General features: G+C 54.9%; 14 protein-coding genes. 6 read left to right on the top strand and 8 right to left on the bottom strand.

Annotated features, from left to right (window positions below; genetic code table 11):
- Positions 1-6 precede the first annotated feature (6 nt).
- Entirely contained in the window at positions 7-549 is a 543-nt protein-coding gene (locus tag WKJ04_RS17255; protein ID WP_337881550.1) for a hypothetical protein, read from the top strand.
- Here WKJ04_RS17255 and WKJ04_RS17250 read toward each other — a convergent pair.
- Positions 546-1,001, bottom strand: coding sequence for a DUF4826 family protein (locus WKJ04_RS17250; RefSeq protein ID WP_337881549.1), 456 nt, complete (start codon positions 999-1,001; stop codon positions 546-548). The two genes, WKJ04_RS17255 and WKJ04_RS17250, sit on opposite strands and share 4 nt — an antisense overlap.
- Positions 1,002-1,126: 125 nt before the next feature.
- Positions 1,127-2,578: a mannan-binding lectin gene (locus tag WKJ04_RS17245; RefSeq protein ID WP_337881548.1), complete on the bottom strand. Its 1,452-nt coding sequence runs from the start codon at positions 2,576-2,578 to the stop codon at positions 1,127-1,129.
- 284 nt (positions 2,579-2,862) lie between these two features.
- Between WKJ04_RS17245 and WKJ04_RS17240 the strand changes: the two genes are divergently transcribed.
- Positions 2,863-4,227: a class II fumarate hydratase gene (locus WKJ04_RS17240; protein WP_337881547.1), complete on the top strand. Its 1,365-nt coding sequence runs from the start codon at positions 2,863-2,865 to the stop codon at positions 4,225-4,227.
- Positions 4,228-4,268: 41 nt separating this feature from the next.
- Here WKJ04_RS17240 and WKJ04_RS17235 read toward each other — a convergent pair whose 3' ends face one another.
- On the bottom strand, positions 4,269-5,240 hold the full coding sequence (locus WKJ04_RS17235; protein ID WP_337881546.1) for a sulfite exporter TauE/SafE family protein: 972 nt from the start codon (positions 5,238-5,240) through the stop codon (positions 4,269-4,271).
- Between the two features lie 167 nt (positions 5,241-5,407).
- On the opposite strand from WKJ04_RS17235, the gene WKJ04_RS17230 reads away from it, so the two are divergent.
- The 3 genes from WKJ04_RS17230 to WKJ04_RS17220 all read left to right on the top strand — a co-directional run bounded on the left by WKJ04_RS17230 (position 5,408) and on the right by WKJ04_RS17220 (position 9,391).
- Positions 5,408-6,607: an MFS transporter gene (locus WKJ04_RS17230; protein ID WP_337881545.1), complete on the top strand. Its 1,200-nt coding sequence runs from the start codon at positions 5,408-5,410 to the stop codon at positions 6,605-6,607.
- A 121-nt stretch (positions 6,608-6,728) separates the two neighbouring features.
- A complete protein-coding gene (gene ggt / locus WKJ04_RS17225; protein ID WP_337881544.1) occupies positions 6,729-8,402 on the top strand; it encodes a gamma-glutamyltransferase in 1,674 nt (557 codons plus the stop codon).
- Between the two features lie 122 nt (positions 8,403-8,524).
- On the top strand, positions 8,525-9,391 hold the full coding sequence (locus WKJ04_RS17220) for a delta-class carbonic anhydrase (protein WP_337881543.1): 867 nt from the start codon (positions 8,525-8,527) through the stop codon (positions 9,389-9,391).
- A 35-nt stretch (positions 9,392-9,426) separates the two neighbouring features.
- Here WKJ04_RS17220 and WKJ04_RS17215 read toward each other — a convergent pair whose 3' ends face one another.
- Positions 9,427-11,958, bottom strand: a complete 2,532-nt coding sequence (locus tag WKJ04_RS17215; protein ID WP_337881542.1) for a glycoside hydrolase family 3 N-terminal domain-containing protein — start codon at positions 11,956-11,958, stop codon at positions 9,427-9,429.
- 251 nt (positions 11,959-12,209) lie between these two features.
- Between WKJ04_RS17215 and WKJ04_RS17210 the strand changes: the two genes are divergently transcribed.
- Complete coding sequence (locus WKJ04_RS17210) at positions 12,210-13,646, top strand: sugar porter family MFS transporter (RefSeq protein WP_337881541.1); 1,437 nt, start codon at positions 12,210-12,212, stop codon at positions 13,644-13,646.
- Positions 13,647-13,685: 39 nt separating this feature from the next.
- On the opposite strand, the gene WKJ04_RS17205 is transcribed toward WKJ04_RS17210, so the two are convergent.
- From WKJ04_RS17205 to WKJ04_RS17190, 4 genes are all read right to left on the bottom strand, one after another.
- Entirely contained in the window at positions 13,686-14,465 is a 780-nt protein-coding gene (locus WKJ04_RS17205; protein WP_337881540.1) for a LytTR family DNA-binding domain-containing protein, read from the bottom strand.
- A complete protein-coding gene (locus WKJ04_RS17200) occupies positions 14,462-15,541 on the bottom strand; it encodes a histidine kinase (protein ID WP_337881539.1) in 1,080 nt (359 codons plus the stop codon). Before WKJ04_RS17200 ends, WKJ04_RS17205 begins: the two co-directional genes overlap by 4 nt.
- Positions 15,542-15,618: 77 nt before the next feature.
- Complete coding sequence (locus WKJ04_RS17195; RefSeq protein ID WP_337881538.1) at positions 15,619-18,234, bottom strand: glycoside hydrolase family 3 N-terminal domain-containing protein; 2,616 nt, start codon at positions 18,232-18,234, stop codon at positions 15,619-15,621.
- A gap of 103 nt (positions 18,235-18,337) precedes the next feature.
- Positions 18,338-21,031, bottom strand: a complete 2,694-nt coding sequence (locus tag WKJ04_RS17190) for a TonB-dependent receptor (protein WP_337881537.1) — start codon at positions 21,029-21,031, stop codon at positions 18,338-18,340.
- Between the last annotated feature and the right edge of the window lie 240 nt (positions 21,032-21,271).

Raw genomic sequence — 21,271 nt, 5'->3', positions numbered from 1 at the left:
ACTTAGATGCAAACCAATACCACAGTGCAGCAGTACCTGCAGCAACTTGAGCTGTACCTTTCCCGACTGAGCCATCAGGAGCGCAACGATGTGCTGCGGGAAATAGAAAGCCATTTGTTTGATGTGCTGGAGACCCAACCAGAGACAGATATCCACACGGTGCTGCAAGGCTTTGGTTCACCCCGCGAGCTGGCGGCGCATTATGTCGCCCACCTGACTACAGGAGCTCCACTGCCAACAGGCTTTAAAGCCATGACAAAGGTAAAACGGGGAGTCACCTACAGCCTGTATTTTTCAATGGCTGTATTTGGTGGCGTGATCGCCATCAGTCTTTTCATCACAGCTCTGGCTAAACTGTTTTGGCCAGAACATGTCGGGGTCTGGTCGGAATCGGCGGGTGAAGCCGTGACCCTGGGCATTATGGCCGACCCCAAACCAGCGGAACTGGAAGTACTGGGGTTTGCGTTGGTGCCCGTCGCGGCTATCGCCAGCCTTGCGGTCTTCTGGCTTACCCGAAAAGTACTACAGGTGCTGAAAAAGCAACTTTAATCGTCGTCCTGCCACAGTTCATCGTCATCCGCCAACTGCTCCAGCAACGCGGCCTGACGTTGGAGCTGCCGGGCGCGGTCAGCCAGATCACCAGGCACCACCGGGCTGCCTTGCCAGTCTTGCCCTTTAACGGCACTGGCCGCCAAAGCGGCCCATTTTTTCGCAAAAGCCTGTAAAGCTTCACGGGGCTCCGCCAGCTCTGCTGCAGGTAAATGATCAAAAGGCACAGGCTGTGGCTGCGTGCCACTGCTGTCCCCGGCCAGGATCCAGTGCCCGACAAAACCCGGATCGTCCGGGTCTTCCACCGCCCATAAGCCCAAATAAGGCGCACAGTCCCACTCAGGCCAGTCGCAAATTTCACCATGCGGAATGTGCTGGGCTTTGACATAAGCCACCACAGCCGGGTAGTGCTGCTCACACCAGGCCCAGTCGTCGGTTTCATCCAGTTGCATATCAGTGTTACTCAGAAGTCATCAAGGCAGCATTGTCGGTAAGTCGGGCGTCAGCAGCAAGAAAAATAATACCGGAAAAAAAATGTCAGAAAAAAGCCCCGGAGCCGGGGCTGCTAAGGGTTGATTTATTGCGCAACACAACCGCAGACAGAACCAGCACTGCTGTTGATATTGGTCCACTGACCATTCCATTTCAGATTGCTGGCTGCGTTCGGGCAAACACCAGGCGTGGCCGTGGTGCCCTGACAAATGCCCTGAGCGGCACTGTTATTGCCAATAGGGGTGGATGACGTCACATCAATGGCTTCCCCTTTGCCTATAACGATATCCAAAAAGGTATGGCTCAAATTCTGACTGGTTATGTTGTTATTGACCACCTGACCTGTGCCGACAAAGTTGTGGCAGCCGAAACAGTTACTGGCAAAACTGGCGCTGTTCAGATTCACATGCTGAAAAGTGGTTTCAGCCACAGTATTGGCCAGACGTAAGGAACCCCGCTCATTCGGCACCCCCTGCCCACCTGAGCTTTGGGCAATATTGCTGACCCACAACGCCCCCACGTTAAAGTACTTGCTTAACACGGCCATACCGGCGGGCACCGAACTGCCACTGAGCAACGTATCCAGGCCACTGTTTTGTGCAGTAATAGCGGCCAGGTTCTGATCCGCTTTTAAATCCCCCGACCCTGTGCCGTACGGAAAAACCCGGCAGATATTGGTAGGGTTGCCTGTGGGGGCCGTCTGGTTTTCCGGAGGATTATTAAAGTTGCAGTTCAGCTTTGGATCGGTCAGCGATTTGGTCAGTCCAGCGGCGCAACTCTGGCTGGCAAAGGTCCACTGCGAGTTGGCAGGAACCAGTTGAGGCTCGCAGTCTGGCGAGTTTTGTTGGTGTTCAAAGGTGGCCCAGATAAATTCCGGATGATCCGGAGTGGCAATGGCAATATGCATACCGACCAAACCTAAGGTTTGAGGCTGCCCACTTATACTGAGTGGCTGGGTGACAAAATTGCCACTGCTGATTTCAGCGGCTGACAACACCTTCCAGGCCGCTTTAATTTCGGTGGTGCCACCGGGAAAGTTAATCAGGTTTTGTTTTTGCAGCTCAACGGCGCTGCCGGATAAATTACACATGGCTTTGTTAAAACGCACATCGTAATACACCACATTGCCGTCCTGCGCATAAATGGTGGCACCATCGCCGGCCTGTTCGGTCGAAATGGAGGTGCTGTCCGCTTTATCCAGGCTGGTTCGCAAGGTCGGCCCCGTCACCGTGGCATCGCAGGAATTGGCCGGATTGCCCTGATTGTCAAATTCCAGCACAGCGTATTGGCTGGGGTCCATAAAATTGCGCTGACCCTTGCTGTTTTGCGACATCAGGTATAAGTAGGCTTGCGTTGAAAACTGGTAGAAATCGCAAAAGGTTGAATCGCCGGGTCCGGCACTTTGTTTGACTTCAGTCGGCATTGAGGGACTGCTCAGCCAGCTTGGGTCCACAGGGCAACTGGTATCAGCCATGGCTGGAGCACAAAATCCAGCCAGCAATAAGCTGGCACCAACAAGGGTTCTGGTGGTATTCATAGCAGGTGTTCCTTCCTTTTCATTGTTGTGAAAACAGACAATGCAACCGGCAGCCCATCCACCAATCGATTTTCTGTTTTAGATACACTAGTTGAAGTTATCCAAATTTGAAACTAAATGAAAAAAAAGAAACTTAGTATCCTCTAATTCAGCGACGATCTGCCTGTCAAACGGGTCTGCTGCAGTGCGAACCGGCCCCACATAAAACGACCGTCTGGCTTGAATTGAATGTGTTCTCCACCCACTATGAAGAAAGAGCCATTGGCCTCAACAGGAACCTGACCATGAACTACCGGATTGAACATGACTCAATGGGCGCATTGGAGGTACCGGCTGATGCCTTGTATCAGGCCCAGACCCAACGCGCTGTACAGAATTTCCAACTGCACCCGGCCAGCCTGCCGCTGCCTTTTATCCGCGCTTTGTTACTGATTAAACAGGCCGCAGCCCGCGCCAATGCGGAGCTTGGCTTATTAACGGCCCGCCAGAGTGATGCCATTGTCAAAGCGACCGAAGCCCAACTGGAACACACAGACCCTGCACAGTATCCGGTGGGTGTCTACCAGACCGGCTCTGGCACCAGCTCGAATATGAATGTCAATGAAGTGCTGGCCACAGTAGCAAGCAGCATAGCCGCTGAAAAAATCCACCCAAACGACCATGTGAATTTAGGCCAGAGCAGCAACGATACCATTCCAACCGCCATTCATGTCAGCACGGCTTTGGCCATCAGCGGCGATTTATTGCCAGCGCTGAACCAGTTACAGCTGGCTCTCAATCAACTGTCAGAGCAACAAGGCCATATTCTGAAAACCGGCCGCACCCATCTGATGGATGCCATGCCACTGCGTTTTGCCCAGGTGTTCAGCGGCTGGCAGGCTCAACTCGGCCACGCTGAACAACAACTGCAAGCGCAGTTGCCACATTTGCAGCACCTGGCCCAAGGTGGCACCGCCATTGGCACAGGGGTCAATGCCCACCCGGATTTTGCCGCGGCTTTTGCCAAAGCGCTCAGTCAACAAACCGGCCTGGCTTTTAGCCCAAGCCCGAATTTCTTTTTCAGCCTGAGTACACAAGACGTGGCAGTGGCAACGTCCGGCGCCTTAAAAACCCTGGCGGTGGCGCTGCTGAAAATTGCCAACGATTTGCGCTGGATGAACTCAGGCCCGCTGGCAGGCCTTGCCGAAATTGAATTGCCTGCGCTGCAACCTGGCTCGTCCATTATGCCGGGCAAAGTGAACCCGGTGATCCCGGAGGCGGTGGCGATGGCCTCTGCCCAGGTGATAGGCCACGACAGCGCTATTACCATTGCAGGTCAGTCCGGTAATTTTGAACTGAACGTGATGTTGCCGCTGGTGGCCGCCAACCTGCTCGACAGCGTCAGTTTGCTGTCCGGCAGTCTGAGATCCCTGGCGGAAAAAGCCATAGTGGGGCTGAAAGTGCGGGCCGACACCACCAGCAAAGCGCTGGCGCGTAACCCCATTCTGGTCACAGCGCTGAACCCGGTGATTGGTTATGAAAAAGCCGCAGCTATCGCCAAACAGGCGTACCAGCAACAACGGCCTGTGCTGGAGGTGGCGCTGGAACACACCGACTTAACTGAAGAGCAGCTTAGGGAACTGCTGGACCCGGCCCGGCTGGCGAACTAAGCTCTGGCACAAAACCAGGCCCGCTGCAGCAGCGGGCTTGTTTACCCCGCCGCCTGCACCACTTTGTTTTGACCCAGCCGCCAGATGGCGTAACTGAACACCAGGCTCAGCACCAGCATAAAGAGGCTGGCCCACAACCATTTGCCTTCCGACGGGTTGTAAAACAGAAAGTACCCCAGCTGGGCCAGATTCAGGATGGCGATGCCTTTGAGCATCAGCTCTTTGTTCACCTTCGCCAGCACCAGCGCCCCCAAAGGCGCCATAACCAGCACCACAGGGTAAGCACAAAGCCAGGTCTGAATTTGATAAGCGCTCAGTTGCTGCTCAACCAGACCACGCCAGATAAAACCTGACACACTGATCGCCGCCATCAGCATGATGGCCAGCTGGGTCGCACGTTTTTCCTGCATCCGGAACAGCGTCACCAGCAAGGTGTACAGAATAATGTCTGCCCCTGTGCCAAACAGGCTGGCACAGATGCCTCCGGCCAACAACACCATCAGCAGCACCCCCCATTCATAGCCTTTGGGAGTGCGCAGTTCAGCCTGGCATCCCCGGTGTTTCCCCACACTGTACACCAGTGCAAAGGCAGTGATCAGGCTTAAAAACAGCGCCTGAATAATGTACACCGGCAGTTGCTGCAGCAGCTGCATGCCCAGAACAAAACCGGCAAAACAGGCTGGGATCATCCACAGCAGAGGCCTGAACACCCGCCGGTCCGGCGTGCTGCACAAAATAAAAATACTGGCGCTGGTCATGCCAATGCTCTGGATCATCAGGCTGAAATCCCGAGCCATCACGCGGTCAATCTGCAGAAAAATATTCAGCACCGGAAACGCCACAGCGCCCCCACCTTCAGGGGTCGACCCCGCCACAAAAGCCCCCACCACCATAATGGCCGGGTAAAACCAGTGTTCCGCCAAAAAGGCCAGGTCGTTAAAACGGAAGAACAGCACCAGCCACACCAACAACGCAGCGACAAACCAAAAACGGAACCACGGGTAACGAAACATAAAAAATCTCCTGAAAGGGCTTCCAGTGTTATACCTGTTTCGTCTGAAACTGAATAGCCGCTGCGGCAAAAATCTGCGTCCCCCTGCATCGACTATTTAGCAGTGTCCTGGCAGCTTCAGAGTGATTTCCCTTATACTACCGGCTTTTCATCCCCAGAGCGGTCTGAATGAACCCCCCTTCCCAACCTGCCTCAGGCTTTGATGCCACAAAAACCATTTTGCCTGTGGTGGCGGCTGTCAGTTTTGTGCACCTGCTGAACGACTTAATTCAGGCCATTTTGCCGTCAATTTACCCATTGCTGAAAACCGAATACAGCCTGAGTTTTGCCCAGATTGGTTTGATTACGCTGTGTTTCCAGCTGATGGCGTCCATGCTGCAGCCTGCGGTCGGCCTGTACACTGACAAACACCCCAAACCTTATTTATTGCCCGCCGGCATGGTATTTACCCTGGTGGGCCTGGTCTTGCTGGCAACGAGCAGCAGCTTCGCAGGCCTGTTGACCGCCTCTGCACTGATTGGCATGGGGTCGTCCACCTTTCACCCGGAAGCCTCGCGGGTGGCCCGTATGGCCAGTGGGGGCCGTTTTGGTTTTGCCCAGTCGTTTTTTCAGGTGGGCGGTAACGCCGGCTCTGCCTTTGGCCCTTTATTGGCGGCCGCCATTATTCTGCCTCGTGGGCTGGATGCCATTCTGTGGTTTACTCTGTTTGCCATGTTGGGTATTGCGGTGCTCAGTGCGGTCAGCCGCTGGACCATCCGCTCCGGTGCCAGCTTAAAAGGCAGCAAAAAACAGCCCCATTTCAGCCATTTAACTCCGGCTCAGGTGAAAGGCGCCTTGCTGGTACTGGCCGTGCTGGTGTTCTCCAAATACATCTATATGGCCGCGCTGACCAATTACTACACCTTTTATCTGATAGAAAAATTTGCCCTGTCGGTGGCCGATGCGCAGCTGTATTTATTTGTGTTTCTGGCCTCTGTTGCATTCGGGACTTTCGTCGGTGGCCCGGTCGGCGACAAAATAGGCCGCAAAGCGGTGATCTGGATTTCTATTCTCGGCGCGGCCCCATTCACTTTGCTGCTGCCTTACTGCAACCTGGCCTGGACAGCCCTGTTGTCCGTGCTGATTGGCCTGGTGCTGTCCTCGGCATTTTCCGCCATTATTGTGCTGGCGCAGGAACTGGTGCCGCATAAAATTGGCCTGGTCTCCGGCATTTTTTTCGGCCTGATGTTTGGTATCAGTGGCATAGCCGCTGCTGGCCTCGGCGCCTGGGCCGATCACTCATCCATAGTGCAGGTCGTGGATTATTGCGCTTATTTACCTCTGCTTGGCCTCGTCACTGCGTTGCTGCCTGCCAGACGCAAACTCTGATCCGCGCCCTCAGAGTGGGTTCCCCCACAGGCGCTCTGAAAGACAGGGTGTCGGGCCTCTGCCCTTGAAATTCTCGGGTTGAAAAGTTACAACAGACCAGACAGTGTTCAGGGAGGTTCAAATGGCAGTCCGTTTTTTAGCCACAGCAATGGCGCTTCTTTTGTGTCTGGTTCAGGCCATCGCCCAGGCAGCGCCCCCACTTCAGGCTGGCGCTGTTGCGTCACCAGACCGCTATGGTGCTGACGTTACCGAACACATTCTGCGTCAGGGTGGCAATGCGGTCGACGCCGCCATCGCCACCGCCTTTACCCTGGCCGTAACCTACCCGGAAGCCGGCAATATAGGGGGCGGCGGCTTTATGCTGATCTGGTTCAAGGGCCAGCCTTATTTCCTCGATTACCGCGAAACCGCACCGGCTGCAGCCCACCGCGATATGTACCTGGACGCCGAAAAACAAGTGATTAAAAACTTAAGCCTGATAGGCCATCAAGCCAGCGGTGTGCCCGGCACTGTAATGGGTTTATGGCTGGCACATCAGAAATTTGGCAGCCTGCCCTGGAAACAACTGCTGGCACCGGCCATTGCTTACGCCCAACAGGGCTTTATCGTCGCCGAAAACCAGTACCAGTACCGCGCTGATCTGTTGCAGCAGCTGCAAGGGAAAACCAACTTTGCCGCTTATTTTGGCAGCATGAAAGCAGGACAGAACTTTAAACAACCTGAACTGGCACAGACCCTGAGCCGGATTGCCGAACAGGGGCCAGATGATTTTTACAAAGGCAAAACCGCCCAACTGCTGGTGGCCGAAATGCAGCGTGGTGGCGGCCTGATCAGCATGGCCGACTTAGCCGCTTACCGGGCCGGCTGGCGGGACGCTTTGCAGATGCCATGGCAAGACAAAACCTTGATCAGCGCGCCGCCGCCAAGCTCAGGCGGCATCGCCATTGGCCAGCTGTTAGGGCTGAAACAGCGCCGCCAGGCGGACTTTCAGGGCGTCGCCCATAACAGCAGCCAGTATGTGCATTTGATAGCCGAACTGGAAAAACGGGTCTATGCGGACAGAGCCCAGTATTTAGGCGACCCCGGCTTTGTCACAGTGCCGGTGGCACAACTGCTGAGCCCCGCTTACCTGGACCAACGCGCCAAAGCAATTAATCCCACCGCCATTTCGGCGACAGCCCAGGTGAAACCGGGGCTGGAAGGCTACCACACCACGCATTTTTCCATTCTGGACAAAGCCGGCAATGCAGTGTCCAACACTTACACCCTGAACCTGGATTTTGGCAGCGGCGTGGTGGTCGAAGGGGCTGGTTTTTTACTGAATAACGAAATGGATGATTTTTCTGCCAAAGCCGGGGTGCCCAACGCTTTTGGCGTGGTCGGCAATGACGCCAACTCGATAGCTCCGGGCAAACGTATGTTGTCCTCAATGAGCCCCAGCCTGCTGGTGAAAAATAACCAGGTGGAACTGGTGGTCGGCACACCGGGGGGCTCGACCATTATCACCTCAGTGTTTCAGGTGATCAGCAACCTGTACGACTTCAGTATGCCACTGCAACAGGCGGTGGCGGCTCCCCGTTTTCATCACCAACTGCTGCCGAAAGACCAAATCACGATGGAGCCTTATGGCCCGCTGGCCAGCGATGTACAGCAGCAACTGACACAACGTGGTTATCAGCTGCAGACCCAAAGCTGGAATTTAGGCGACGTGCAGGCCATTCAAATCCAGGATGCCGTGGTGCAGGCGGCGGCCGATCCACGTTCACGCGGGGTTGCCAGAGTGATTCATTATTAACTCAGCGCTTAAAGACGCCGCCGCTCAGGTGTTGCGGCTGCGCCTGCGCATTTTTTGTCTACACTTGACGCTGCCTTCAACCTGCCAACCAGGCACACACCCCAACAAAGCAAGGAGACAGCATGAGTCCATCCCTTTCGTGTTACCTGGCACTGGCGGCACTAAGCTGCGGCGCCGCGTCCGCCAATGACACCCCCTCTCACCCTTCCATGGTTGTGCCCGATCAGGTCATCAGTGCACAAAATGCCAAACTGGCCGCCAACAGCCTGGGCAAAGGTTTTGGTCCGCAATCGCCGCGGGATCTAGACGCCAAAGCCGGGAACACTATGCGGATTTTTGCGCTGGCGCCGCCCACCAGCCAGATGAACCTGTGCAATATTCACCTGCACCGCAGTGCTGAACATAAAGGTGGGGAATTTACCCGCTATGCAGGCAATGGCGACGGCAAAGGCATTGGCACCGGCTACCACTACAGCGGAACATTAAGCGCCGCCGAACTGAAACCTCTGGCTGAACCCGTTTGTGCCGGTGAACATGGCAGCCTGCAATCCGGCGACACCATTGAAGTGCATTATGTGCATAGCAGCGCTATGGTCGGGCCTGGCGCCACCTTGAATGCCTGTTTTAACGACAGCATTAAAAATCCGGAGCTGCGGGTGGAAGCCCAGGTTTATGTCCTGGTCAATGACAGCCAGGCGCTGGATTTCGCTCACCTGGCCGCTGTTGGCCTCAACCAGGGGTACCATCAGGCCCCCAATATCCCCACCAATACCGGCACCCCGATACAGTACGCCGGTTCCACAACCGGGCCTGCATACAATGAAGTGGCGTCCCCTTTTCAGGTGACCTGGAGCGTGCGGCCCAAAGTGGCCAAGGTTAATGTGGCTTCTATGGCGGCCTGGTGCAAAGCCAATCCATTTCATGAACATGGCCCACATGCGGTACGCAACCTGGTGGTCAACCCGGAACTGCTATCGGTGATCCCATGACAAAAAGCCCGCAGTGCAGCTGCGGGCTTTCTGTGCTAATCAACAATCTGCACTGTGCTTTGCAGCGCCCTGTCATTGCTGACATCGGCCGCTGGCCCCACCACCTCAAAACGGCCACGTAAGCGAATGTCGGCCGAAGAGCTGCCCAGTTGCAACCGGATCTCCCCTGGCTCCAGCAACCAGGGCATCCTGCCTTGTTGCTGCGGCCCTAAAAAGGCCAGCAGGTTCACCGGCAGACGAAACCGCACTGTTTTTTGTTCCCCCGGCTGCAGACTGACCCGGGCAAACCCGGCCAGTTGCTGCACAGGCCGGGTTAAACTGGCCACCGGGTCCTGCACATAGAGCTGCACCACTTCCGTCCCTTCGCGGCTGCCGCTGTTTTTAAGTTGCAAACTCACTTCCACCTCTTCCCCTGCTTTGGCTGTGGTTTTGTTCAGCTGCAGATTGCTGTAGTCAAACTGGCTGTAACTAAGGCCATGACCAAAGGGGTACAGGGGTTGAATGTCGTCATGCAGGTAGCCTCTGCTGCTGGATGCTTTGTGATTGTAAAACAGTGGTATATGGCCAGCACTGCGCGGAAAGCTCAGCGGCAATTTACCGGACGGATTTACGTTGCCAAGCAGCACATTGGCCAGTGCCGTGCCGCCTTCCTGGCCCAGATACCAGGCCTCCACAATGGCAGGCATTTGTTCAGCCAAAGCCCCCAGTGCCAGTGGACGGCCATTGCTCAGCACCAGCACCAGCGGTTTATCTGCAGCCACCGCCAGCACTTCTTTGGCCAGTAATTGCTGGTCGGCACTCAATTCCAAGCTGGGGCGGTCACCCAAATGCTTATCCGCCCAGGCTTCGCGCGCCAAACCTTCGTTTTCACCCAGCACCAGCACTATGGCATCCGACCTTTTAGCCAGAGCCACAGCCTCTGCGCGCAATTCTGCATTACTGGCCGGACTGGCCAGCACTGTCTCGTCATGGTTCCAGCGCAGCATCGAATAAGTGCCCGCCTTGTGACTGCGCTCCACCACAGCCCTGGCCGCCGCTTCAGCCAGCGCATTGGTGCTGGAGGTATCGGTGCTGTCGGCACTGCCGCTGGCTTTGGGCTCTAAAAAGTTATTGTCGGTAATGCGGCTGCCTCGGGCGAATGTCACCGCCACCTTGCCTTGCAGCTGCTGCTCTAACGCGCTTTTCAGGCTGACCGTCTGGCGTGGAATGCTGCTGTAACCACCCAGCAGGGCTTCGTCGGCATGAGCGCCTATCAGCGCAAGGCTTTTCAACTTGTGGGCATCCAGTGGCAGGGTACCGTCATTTTTCAGCAGCACTATGGATGCTTCCGCCAGTTGCAATGCCAGCTGCCGCCCCTCAGCCGAACCCAGCGCTGCATCCGCCTTCGATTCATCCACATAAGGCTTTTCAAACAACCCCAGGCGGAACTTTAACGCCAGCACAGGACGCACCGCCTGATCGATGGCACTGACCGGCAGCTCCCCCTTTTCCACCAGAGCTTTGAGCAAAGGAAAAGTTTTGGGGTCAGGCGTTTCCATGTCCACCCCGGCCAGCAGCGCCGCTTTGGCCGCTTCGGCCTCACTGGCAAACAGCTGATGGCGGCTGCGCAGTTCCTGCACGGCAAAATAATCGCTGACCACAGCGCCATTAAAGCCCCACTGGTCACGCGCCAGCTCGCGCAGCAGGTAGCTGTTGATATGGGACGGCACTCCATCCACTTCGTTGTAAGACGGCATAATGCTGGCGGCGTACGCTTTTTTTATAGCGGCTTCAAAAGGCGCTAAGAATACTTCCTGCAATTCACGTGGTGCTATATGGGCCGGCGCCGTGTTCACCCCAGCCTGCGGTTGCCCATGGCCAGTTAAATGCTTCAGTGTGGCCACCACTTTATCTTCAGCAAATGCAGCCTCTTTGCTGGCAAGTCCCTGAAACCCCCGCACTGCCGCGATGCCCAGCGCAGACACCAGGTAGGGATCTTCTCCCATGGTTTCTTCAATACGGCCCCAACGCGGGTCGCGGCCGATATCCAGCACTGGCGCTAAAGCCCAGTGCGCCCCGGTGGCACGCATTTCGCGGGCAGCCAGTGCATAGAGTTTTTCCAGATCAGCCGGTGACCAGCTGCTGGCCAGCGCCATAGCCTGCGGGAAGCTGGTGGCGTCATAGGCCACATAACCATGCAGCGCTTCTTCGTGCATCAACGCCGGAATGCCCAGCCGGGTCTGCTCCGCCAGCCAGCGCTGCACCGCATTATTGAATTCCGCCATCTGGCGTGGTGTTTTGTATTCGCTCGGCCGGCCAATATGGCCTATACCATGGGGGATCAGGGCCTTGGCTTTCTCAGGCAAAAACTGCATCCCGCTGCTTTCCATCTGACGGCGTTGGTGCCAGACGCTTTGCAGCTGAGCCAGTTTTTCATCCAGCGTCATCCGGCCCAATAAATCCTCCACCCGCTCCGTCACAGGTGCTCTGGCATCTTTGTAAAGCGGTGGGATGGCGGCACTGTCGGCCGCCTGAGCGCCACAACTTAGCAGCGCGGCAGACACTGTGGTGATCATGGTTTTACGCATAGCAATGGGTTCCTTGTCGCACGCCCAAACCGGTGCATCCGGTCTGATTGTTGTCAGAGCCGCCAAAGCGACTGCCTTACCTTAGCCTGCCCCCAAAGCCAGTCCTTTAATGGAATGTTTTTATAGGTTTATCTTTTTTCGCAGCCCTGCTGTGCAGCTGTGGCAGAAGCCCTATGCTGGCAGGCGGGTTGCAGAGGTTTTTAAAAACAATCACAACAGGCAGCCCGAATCACAACAAGGGGAGAGTTCAGGTGCAAACCGCAACACAACAGACTGCCGCCATTGACAGCGCCAACAGTCCGCCTGCCGAAAACAGCGGCTTTATTTTATTTATCAGCCTGGTCGCCACTATAGGCGGCTTTTTGTTTGGCTTTGACAGTGGGGTAATTAACGGCACTGTGGACGGCCTGCAGCAGGCCTTTCAGTCCCAGAGTGTCGGCACCGGCTTTAATGTCGCCAGTATGTTGCTCGGATGTGCGGCTGGCGCTTATTTTGCCGGCCGGCTGGCAGACCGTTATGGCCGCAGAAGTATTTTGCTCTGGGCCGCGCTGCTGTTTATTGTCAGCGCCTGGGGTTCCGGCATCGCCAACGGTTCGCTGGAGTTTGTCATTTACCGTATTCTCGGCGGCCTGGCCGTTGGCGCGGCCTCGGTGATTTCCCCGGCCTATATTTCAGAAGTGGCACCGGCTCGCTATCGCGGCATGCTCAGCAGTTTGCAGCAAATCGCTATCATTTTTGGCCTGTTTATGGCTTTTGTCAGCAATTACCTGCTGGCCAATTACGCAGGGGCATCCACCGAAACCCTGTGGTGGAACTTCGCTGCCTGGCGCTGGATGTTCTGGATTGAGCTGTTCCCTGCCGCGCTGTTTTTACTGATGCTGCTGTTTATTCCGGAAAGTCCGCGTTATTTAGTACTGAAAGGCCGCCAGACTGACGGCGAACTGGTGCTGACCAAACTGTTTGGTGAGCCCTCAGCCCAGAAAAAACTGGCAGAAATTCAGCAATCACTGCAAGCCAACCATCAGCCCCGCTTAAGTGATTTACGTGACCCGGCCACCGGCAAACTGCGCACTTTGGTTTGGGTGGGGTTGGGCCTGGCCACCTTTCAGCAGCTGGTCGGCATTAATGTGGTGTTTTATTACGGTGCCGTGCTGTGGCAGGCCGTGGGTTTTTCCGAAGCCGACGCACTTTTAATTAATGTGATCAGCGGCGCCATCAGTATTCTGGCCTGTGTGCTGACGCTTTTGGTCATTGACAAAATTGGCCGTAAACCACTGCTGCTCTGGGGCTCAGCCGGCATGTTTATCACGCTGGTGCTGTTGGTGTATGCCTTTGCCAACGCGGCGCAAGACGACAACGGCAACCTGTTGCTCGGCGAACACGGCACGCTGGCACTGGTCAGCGCCAATGCCTATGTGTTTTTCTTTAACCTGTCCTGGGGCCCGGTCATGTGGGTAATGCTGGGCGAAATGTTCCCAAACCAAATCCGTGGCGTCGGCCTTGCGGTCAGTGGCCTGGCACAATGGCTGTGTAATTTCCTGATCACCATGACCTTTCCACTGCTGCTGACCGGCATTGGGCTGGCTGGGGCTTATGGCCTTTATGCGTTGGGAGCGCTGCTTTCTGTGGTGTTTGTGCTGAAAATGGTGCACGAAACCAAAGGCAAAGAGCTGGAGGACATGGAGTAGCGCCAGCCAGGGCCAATGCGAAGCCGATCGCTTTGGCCCCTAACCAATCAAACGTTGTTTAAGTTCTTTGGCATAAGTCCGGCTGACTTTTAACTCTTTCCCCGTGTTCAGAAACAGCCGGAATTCGGTGTTATTCAGCGGCTCAAGCCGGTCGATGTAGTTCAGGTTCACCACTGTGGATTTGTGGATTTGCACAAAACAGTCCGGCAGACGTTCCTGAATCAGGCTTTTGAGCCGGGCCCTCATGACATGAGTTTCCTGCGGGGTATGCACACACATATAGTCCCCGGCCGCATCAATCCAGAGGATATCCTGAAATGGGATCAGCTGAATTGGGTTGCGGCCATCCTGGATCACCAGTTTTTGCCGCTCCCCCTTATAAAAAGCCGATTCCGCCGGTTCAACCGCTTCGCCGGCCACAGGTGCTGCAGCAAGGCTTAACCTGGCCTTGTGGTCGGCCCCCGCCAGCCCTCGCACCCGCTCAATGGCGTCGGCCAGCCGCTCCTGTGTCACAGGTTTAAGCAGATAATCCAGCGCCCGCACTTCAAACGCCTGCACCGCATGCTGATGAAATGCAGTAACAAACACTATGGCCGGCCCATAGTGCAGCTGCCGGACTAAATCAAACCCACTTTGTCCGGGCATTTCGATATCAAGAAAAATCAGCTCAGGCAGCAGTTGCTCAATCAACAACAAGGCCTGTTCCACACTGCTGGCTTCACCCACCAGCTCAATCTCAGTAAAGCCCTGCAGACGCAAGCGCAGCCCTTCAATAGCGGCAGGTTCATCATCCACAATCAGGGTTCGAAGTACTGTCATCCGGCCTCCTGCAGAGCAGCATCGGAAGGCTCAATCGGAATACGGATATGGATCCAGGCCCCCTGCTCGGGCCTGTTGCCAAACTCAAACAGGCTTTGTCCGGGGTAAATCAGCGCCAGCCGTTCTTCGCAGTTATGCAGACCAATGCCTGTTGACCCTGTGTCCGGGCGATGCGTAAAACCGCAGCCATTGTCCAACATGGCAATAAGCAGGTAGTGATTTTCCCGGCTGAAACTGACACTCACACTGTATTGCGGCTGCATATGCAACATGCCATGTTTAAGCGCATTCTCTGCCAACGGCTGCAACAGCAGCGATGGCATTAACAGATGCCTGACGTCATCTGCAGCATCCACTGTCACCGCCAGTTTGTCGCGAAACCGGCACTGCTCCACTGCAAAATAGGTTTGTAAAATCCGGATCTCCTCCGCCACTGTCACTTTGGCCAGCGGATCGGTGTACAGGCTATAACGCAACAACTCACACAGTTTCTCCAGCATGCTCACGGCATGCAGGTTATCTTGCTTCAGAATCAAGGTACAAATGGCATTAATGCTGTTAAACATAAAATGCGGGTTCAGCTGGTAACGCAGCATTTTCAGCTGCGCTTCTTTGGCAAGGTCCATGGCTTCTGCAGCTTTTTGCCGCTGTTCCATGGTTTCGAAGGTGGCTTTGGACGCGTAATACAGCGCAGTCCAGGTCAACAAAATGGTTAACGACGCCGAATTCCAGGTGCCAAAGTCGAACCAGGTCATTTGTTGCCAGACCTGGCCATAAAGCCACTGTAAGGTCAGCCATTTCCACTGGGTCCACACCAGACAACCCACCAGGATCACCAGCAAATGCCACAGCACTTTTAAACGGGTCTGTTGCACGCTGATCCGTCGGTACCAGGCACGCAACAATAAGGTTAAGCCAAAACCAAAACAGCTATCGAGCAGCAGATGAGGCAAAGCCACCTGCCAGGGCTCCTGGCTGGGAATTTTAATCATCAGTTCGGTCAGCAGTGCATACACCACCCAACCACCCATCTGACACAGCCAGAACAATTGTTGTCGACTCAGAGTTTGTAACACCTTTCCAATCCAGCCTGCTCAACCACGCCGCCGGCTTCAGCAGAGAAAAGCCCGACGACCTGGTTTAATTCTGATGGTTACTTTGCCAGCTCCGCCCCGCATTCCAGCCGCAAACTCTGAGTTTCAGCCTGTGGCTCAGCGTTCTGGGTCAGTAGCACAATATCGGCGAGCGCCAGGCTATGTTGCCCTTTCGAGCGGAGCACCAACGCATCTTTCAGCCCGCTGGCCAGGTTTTTTTGCCCGGCACAGCCCAATGCAAGCTCGACAGTATGCCACAGGCCGGGTTTGAAGTGGGCAAGAGGCTCTGCCAACGAAAGCTGCCGCAGGCACTGTCCTTGCACATCACACAAAGCGCCAAGCTGAAGGGTGGCCGGCACTTGCTGGTCAAAACGCAGGCTAAAACGCAGGTACTTCGCGCCCGAATGAACGCTGTTTGCAGATTGGACATAACGCAGGCGGACAGACGCATCATCAGTGCTATTCCAACGGAACTGCCGGCCATCTTCCTGAAAGGATAAGTTCACAGACTGCATGACCAGGCTTTGACCATCGGCACTGACACCAAAGGGCGTGGTGATCAGACCGGTCGCCGCTGACGAATGCGCAGAGCTGCTGTCGGTTAACAGCCAGGCCATGCCGGGCGCCAGATTACGTAACAGCAGAGGTTCAACGCCATCGTGCCCGCTGTCGGAAACCTGCGCTGTCGACTTTTCAGAAAACACGCCCAGTTGCGTCTGATCCGCATAGGTCAGGCCATAACCATAGGCAAACAGGGGGTCGTAGTCCTTGTCACCTTTGTTTAATACAAACTGGTGATCGTAGCGAGGCCAGGAGAAGCTCAGTTTGCCCTGAAAATCATAGCGGGCTTTGCCCTCTTTATCGGCCAGCAGCACATCAGCAACACCTTGCCCTTCAGACCCCGGCAACCAGGCCACAACAAAGGCATCGGATGCGTTGATCTCTTTATTGGTCCAGAGTGGCCGGCCTGTTAAAAACACCGTCACGACCGGAATGCCCTGCTGCTTTAACTGTTTAAGCAAGGCTAAATCTTGCTTGTTGCCATGCTGGTATTCCAGTTGCTGAATGTCGCCAAACCACTCGGCATAAGGGTTTTCCCCAATCACCACAACGGCAACATCAGGCTTGTTGCGGTAACGCCCATCCACCGCCAGTTCCACCTGTCCGCCGCTCGCCTCAACCTGCTGACGGATGCCTTGATAAATTGAGGTGGCGTTCGGGAAGTCGTCGTTTGTATTGTCGGTGCCCTGCCAGGACACACTCCAGCCCCCTGCCTGTTTGGCAATAGCGTCGGCCCCGTCACCGGCCACCAGCACCCGGCTCTTTGCAGACAAAGGTAAAATATTCTGGTTATTCTTTAGCAGCACCAATGACTTACGCACAGCTTCCCGTGCCAGCAACTTATGTGCTTCACTGTTGAACTGCTGCAGTGATTCCGGCCGTTCAGAGGGTTTGCCGCGCTGCAACAGGCCCCAGCGAATTTTCGCCCGTAAAAAACGCCGCACCGCGTCGTCAATACGCGACTGAGGGATCAGCCCCTGTTCGACCTGGCGAATGGTGTTGTGATAAAACGCTTCAAAATGCTCTGGCACCATCAGCACATCCACACCGGCATTGATCGCAGCAGCGCATTGCTCCAGATCGCAACCCTCCACAAATTTATGGGCATTCCAGTCACTGACCACAAAGCCATCAAAGCCCATTTGGTTTTTCAGCACGTCCGTCAGTAAGTACTTGTGCCCATGCAAACGCACACCATTCCAACTGTTAAAAGACGCCATCACCGACTGCACCCCAGCCTGAATTGCGGTCATATAACCTGCCGCATGAATATCCCGCAGGCCTTGTTCGTCAATCAGGGTGTCGCCACGGTCTATGCCTTTTTCAGTGCCACCATCCCCCACAAAGTGTTTCGCTGTGGCGATACGGCCATAACCTTGCAGAAAGTCTTTGCCCAAAGTGCCCTGTAAACCCGACACCATTTGGCCTGCATAGGCTTTGACGATGGCCGGGTCTTCAGAATAACTCTCATAAGTGCGGCCCCAGCGGTCATCCCGTACCACAGCCACAGTGGGGGCAAAGCTCCATTCAATGCCGGTAGCGGCCACTTCTTTGGCGGTGGCCACTCCTATGCGGTGAATCAGTTCAGGGTCGTTGGCTGCGCCCAGACCAATATTGTGTGGAAACAACGTAGCGCCATAGACATTGCTATGACCATGCATAGCGTCTGTGCCCCAAATAGTTGGGATACGGCTGCCGTCCTGACTGGCATCGACCGAAGCTTGATACATTTCGTCAGCGTATTTCAGCCACAGCTCAGCCGAAGCGCGTTTTTTACCATAAGGCGCGGTATTGCCGCCGTTCAGGTAAGAACCAAAGCCGTATTTACGCATTTGTGCCACCGACAAATAGCCAATTTCCGGCTGGATCATCTGCGCCACTTTTTGCCCTAAAGTCATACGGGCCAGTATTTGATCCAGCAACTGCTCCAGTTGCGGGTCTGACGGCAGACCCGTGTTGACATAAGGCCACTCAACCGGCCCTTTTTGTATCGTTTGGTCAGCGCCTTGCTGTTGTTCACTGGCCAGTGCATGGCTGCTGACAGCAAGCGTTGCACACAGCAAAGCCCGTAACGTGTTGCCCTTGCTGGTTGTGACTTGTTTATTCTTCGGCATAAAAACCTCATTACCTTTGCCAGCCAAACGCCGGCTGGCCGCACCTGATAAAAAAACAAACCGCTCACCAATAGGAGAGCGGTTTCTGTCTGGTCCGTGCGCCTTAGAAATTAAAGCCAGCGCGCACCCCGTAGTAACGCGGCATGCCGAAGCTGCCTTTGGGGAAACCTTTGCCTGTGTTACTCCATTGCTGGACTATTTCGTTGGTGGCATTGCTGATAAAGGCTTCAGCAAACCAGGCCTGGCTGACCGGCTCGTACTTCAGTGACGCATTGGCAGAGGTGTAAGCGTCTCTGCGATCATCAATATAACGCACGGCTTCATCCGGCACCGCGAAATTCATATCGTCTAAATGACGGTCAACGTTCCAGATGGTGTTGTAGGATTTATCTTTCCAGCTCAGGTTAAACCAGCCGTGGATGTAACCATAGCTGCCCAGGTCAAAGCTGTGGGTGTAACTGATGTTGGCCGTGTATTTCGGCACCATCGCCAGCTGATTGCCTTTAAGGTTAGTGGTCAGCACGCTGTTTTCCGGGTCGATCGACTCTTCATACGTCAGGCCAAACAGGTACTCTGGGTCGTAATCCCATTTGGTGATCCAATCTTCGGTCACCCGGGCGTCAGTCCAGGTGACATAACCGTTGATACGGCCAGCCGGATAAGGTTTCCAGTCAAATTCCAGCTCCACCCCTTTGATGGTCGAACCCGGAACGTTCTGCGTGTAGTAGGCGACCACTGGCATATTGCGGTAATCCAACACAGGCTGACCGTTTTCATCCAGCACAGGGCTGCCATCCGGGTTTTCCACCGGAGCCAGCCGTTCAACGTTGCCAACAGAACCCACAGAGGCGTATTGCATGTCGGTGTAGTCGGTATAGAAAAGCACCGCCTGCAAGTTCAGCGAGTTCTCTAACAGGCTGGTTTTTGTACCCAGCTCATAGGTCACTACCTGTTCAGGATCAAACTGGGTTTCAATGCGTTGGACCTGACCTGTTCTGTCATTCACCACTTCAAACACGTCACCTATACCACCGGCTTTAAAGCCTGAGGCCACATAGCCATACAGCATGGTGTTTGCGCTTAAGTCGTAATCCAGCCCTAAGCGGAAATCGTGGTTACGCCAGCTGCCTTTGTTGTCATTGGCAAAAGAGGATTTGTAAATGGACGGGTCTTCAAAGGCTGTGGTCGGTAATTCGGACAACACAGTGCGGTTATACCAGCCCGGCGCACACCCATCGGCATTGGAACAACGCAGAGTGCGGCCCCCCACGTCTTCTTTGGTTTCGTCACTGAAACGGTAACCCAAGGTCAGGTGCAGTTCAGGGCTCAGGTTGTAAGTGGCTTGACCAAATGCAGCCAGGGCGTCGGTAGAACGGTCGGGTTGATCCCAAAAGGCTTTATCATCCATAGGGTTGTCGTAATAACCCACAGTAGTGGTTTTTTCATGGAACAGGTTTACACCCGCTATCCAGACTAAATCCCCCAGTTCATCCGACTGCAGTTGCAGCTCCGTCGAGTAAGAACGTGCGCCTGTGCCATCGAGGAAAAACATAGCGCCGTCCCAGACATCCAGTCCAGTTTCAATATCCTGAGCCGATTGGCGCTTCATGTCTTCATAGCCTGCCAACCAGACCAGATCCAGCTCGTCGGTCAGTTCATAGTTTAAGGTGTTGCGCAGGTAAGTGATGTCCAGCTCCAGTTTACCCGGCACATTCACCACGGCCTGATAGGTGTTGTCGCTGGGTAAAAAGCTGCTGCAGTCGCCGCCAAATTCTGAGGGTCGGCCCCGTAACTTTTCACAGTTGACCATGTCGGTAGAGCCGGCACTGTCGTTTTTGTAGTACTGGAACACCGTATGGTTGGAGAAACGGCCTGCCGCAGGTTCCCATAAAGTGCTGACGCGGAACGAATGCTCATTGGCATTGTTATAGAAATCGCTTTTATCGGCCGCCGTTAAAGCCCGCACCTTTTGTGCTTCCGGATCTGTGCCTGCCGCATCTATCCACCAGTTTTCGCGTTGGGTTAAGGTTTGCCCAATGCCCTGATAGGAGTTGTCTGAAATCACTTCAGCGTCCAGCACCCCAGCTGGCAAATAACGGGTGTCGTATTGGTTCGGGTCCCAGTAGCCTTCAACATAAGAATCCCGCTTTAATGCTTTGCCGGAAAAACGCACGGCAAAATCGTCTGTCACCGCCAGGTTAAACATGCCCCCTGCACTTCGACCATTAAAGCGGCCCAGCTCCGTAGAGAGGTTACCAAAGCTGTTGCCAATCTCAGGCTTGGCCGTCAGTACGTTAATGCTGCCCACTGTTGAGTTACGGCCAAACAAAGTCCCTTGTGGACCACGCAATGCTTCTACCCGCTCCACGTCGTACATCAGTGCCAGCGCACCTTGCATCCGGGGTGAATAAATACCGTCCAGGTGCACACCCACAGCTGGGTCACCCAGTTCGGTGATATTGGTGGAACGGATACCACGCATGGTAATAACCGGAGCCGCCTGCTCGGAAGACACGGCAATATCCAGCCCCGGCACCAGATCGGCAATGTCCACCACATTATTGACACCATGTTGCTGCAGCTGGGTGTCGCTCAGCGCAGAAATGGCCACCGGCGTTTCCATCAGCTTGGTTTTGCGTTTGGTCGCAGTAACGGAAATAACTTCCAGTGCAGTTTCGTTTTCAGACGCCTGCGCTGTGGCAGAGACTGTGTTGTTGCTGACATCGGACTGCTGCGCCATTGCAGAAAAAGCGCATGCCATCGCCACCGCAAGCGAGAGTGCGTTACGTTTATGCATTATCTAACCCCTGTCTGTTGTTCTTTTATTCTGTTGTTATGGCAAGCCAAACTGCCTGCTGGTGCCAGGCTTTACCATAATGCGCAGTCCCAGCAGGAGATACAGAGATTCGACAAGGCGAGCCAGCCGCACTACAACCCGAAAAACAGCCTTTGCATTGCAGCAACAGGGCAGAGCCTGACCACCTGTAAACATCCCTTAAAATCGGTGCATTCCTGATTAGAGTTCTCCGGCGTACAC

Source organism: Rheinheimera sp. (assembly GCF_037442345.1).
Taxonomy (GTDB): Bacteria; Pseudomonadota; Gammaproteobacteria; order Enterobacterales; family Alteromonadaceae; genus Pararheinheimera.
The sequence above is the reverse complement of the archived record's forward strand: the minus strand, read 5'-3'. Positions and strand labels throughout refer to the sequence as shown.

Coding starts and splice junctions, on each gene's coding strand:
- WKJ04_RS17240 (WP_337881547.1), top strand. CDS start 2,863: ATGAACTACCGGATTGAACATGACTCAATGGGCGCATTGGAGGTACCG.
- WKJ04_RS17215 (WP_337881542.1), bottom strand. CDS start 11,958: ATGCGTAAAACCATGATCACCACAGTGTCTGCCGCGCTGCTAAGTTGT.
- WKJ04_RS17190 (WP_337881537.1), bottom strand. CDS start 21,031: ATGCATAAACGTAACGCACTCTCGCTTGCGGTGGCGATGGCATGCGCT.
- WKJ04_RS17230 (WP_337881545.1), top strand. CDS start 5,408: ATGAACCCCCCTTCCCAACCTGCCTCAGGCTTTGATGCCACAAAAACC.
- WKJ04_RS17205 (WP_337881540.1), bottom strand. CDS start 14,465: ATGACAGTACTTCGAACCCTGATTGTGGATGATGAACCTGCCGCTATT.
- WKJ04_RS17220 (WP_337881543.1), top strand. CDS start 8,525: ATGAGTCCATCCCTTTCGTGTTACCTGGCACTGGCGGCACTAAGCTGC.
- WKJ04_RS17235 (WP_337881546.1), bottom strand. CDS start 5,240: ATGTTTCGTTACCCGTGGTTCCGTTTTTGGTTTGTCGCTGCGTTGTTG.
- WKJ04_RS17245 (WP_337881548.1), bottom strand. CDS start 2,578: ATGAATACCACCAGAACCCTTGTTGGTGCCAGCTTATTGCTGGCTGGA.
- WKJ04_RS17195 (WP_337881538.1), bottom strand. CDS start 18,234: ATGCCGAAGAATAAACAAGTCACAACCAGCAAGGGCAACACGTTACGG.
- WKJ04_RS17250 (WP_337881549.1), bottom strand. CDS start 1,001: ATGCAACTGGATGAAACCGACGACTGGGCCTGGTGTGAGCAGCACTAC.
- ggt (WP_337881544.1), top strand. CDS start 6,729: ATGGCAGTCCGTTTTTTAGCCACAGCAATGGCGCTTCTTTTGTGTCTG.
- WKJ04_RS17255 (WP_337881550.1), top strand. CDS start 7: ATGCAAACCAATACCACAGTGCAGCAGTACCTGCAGCAACTTGAGCTG.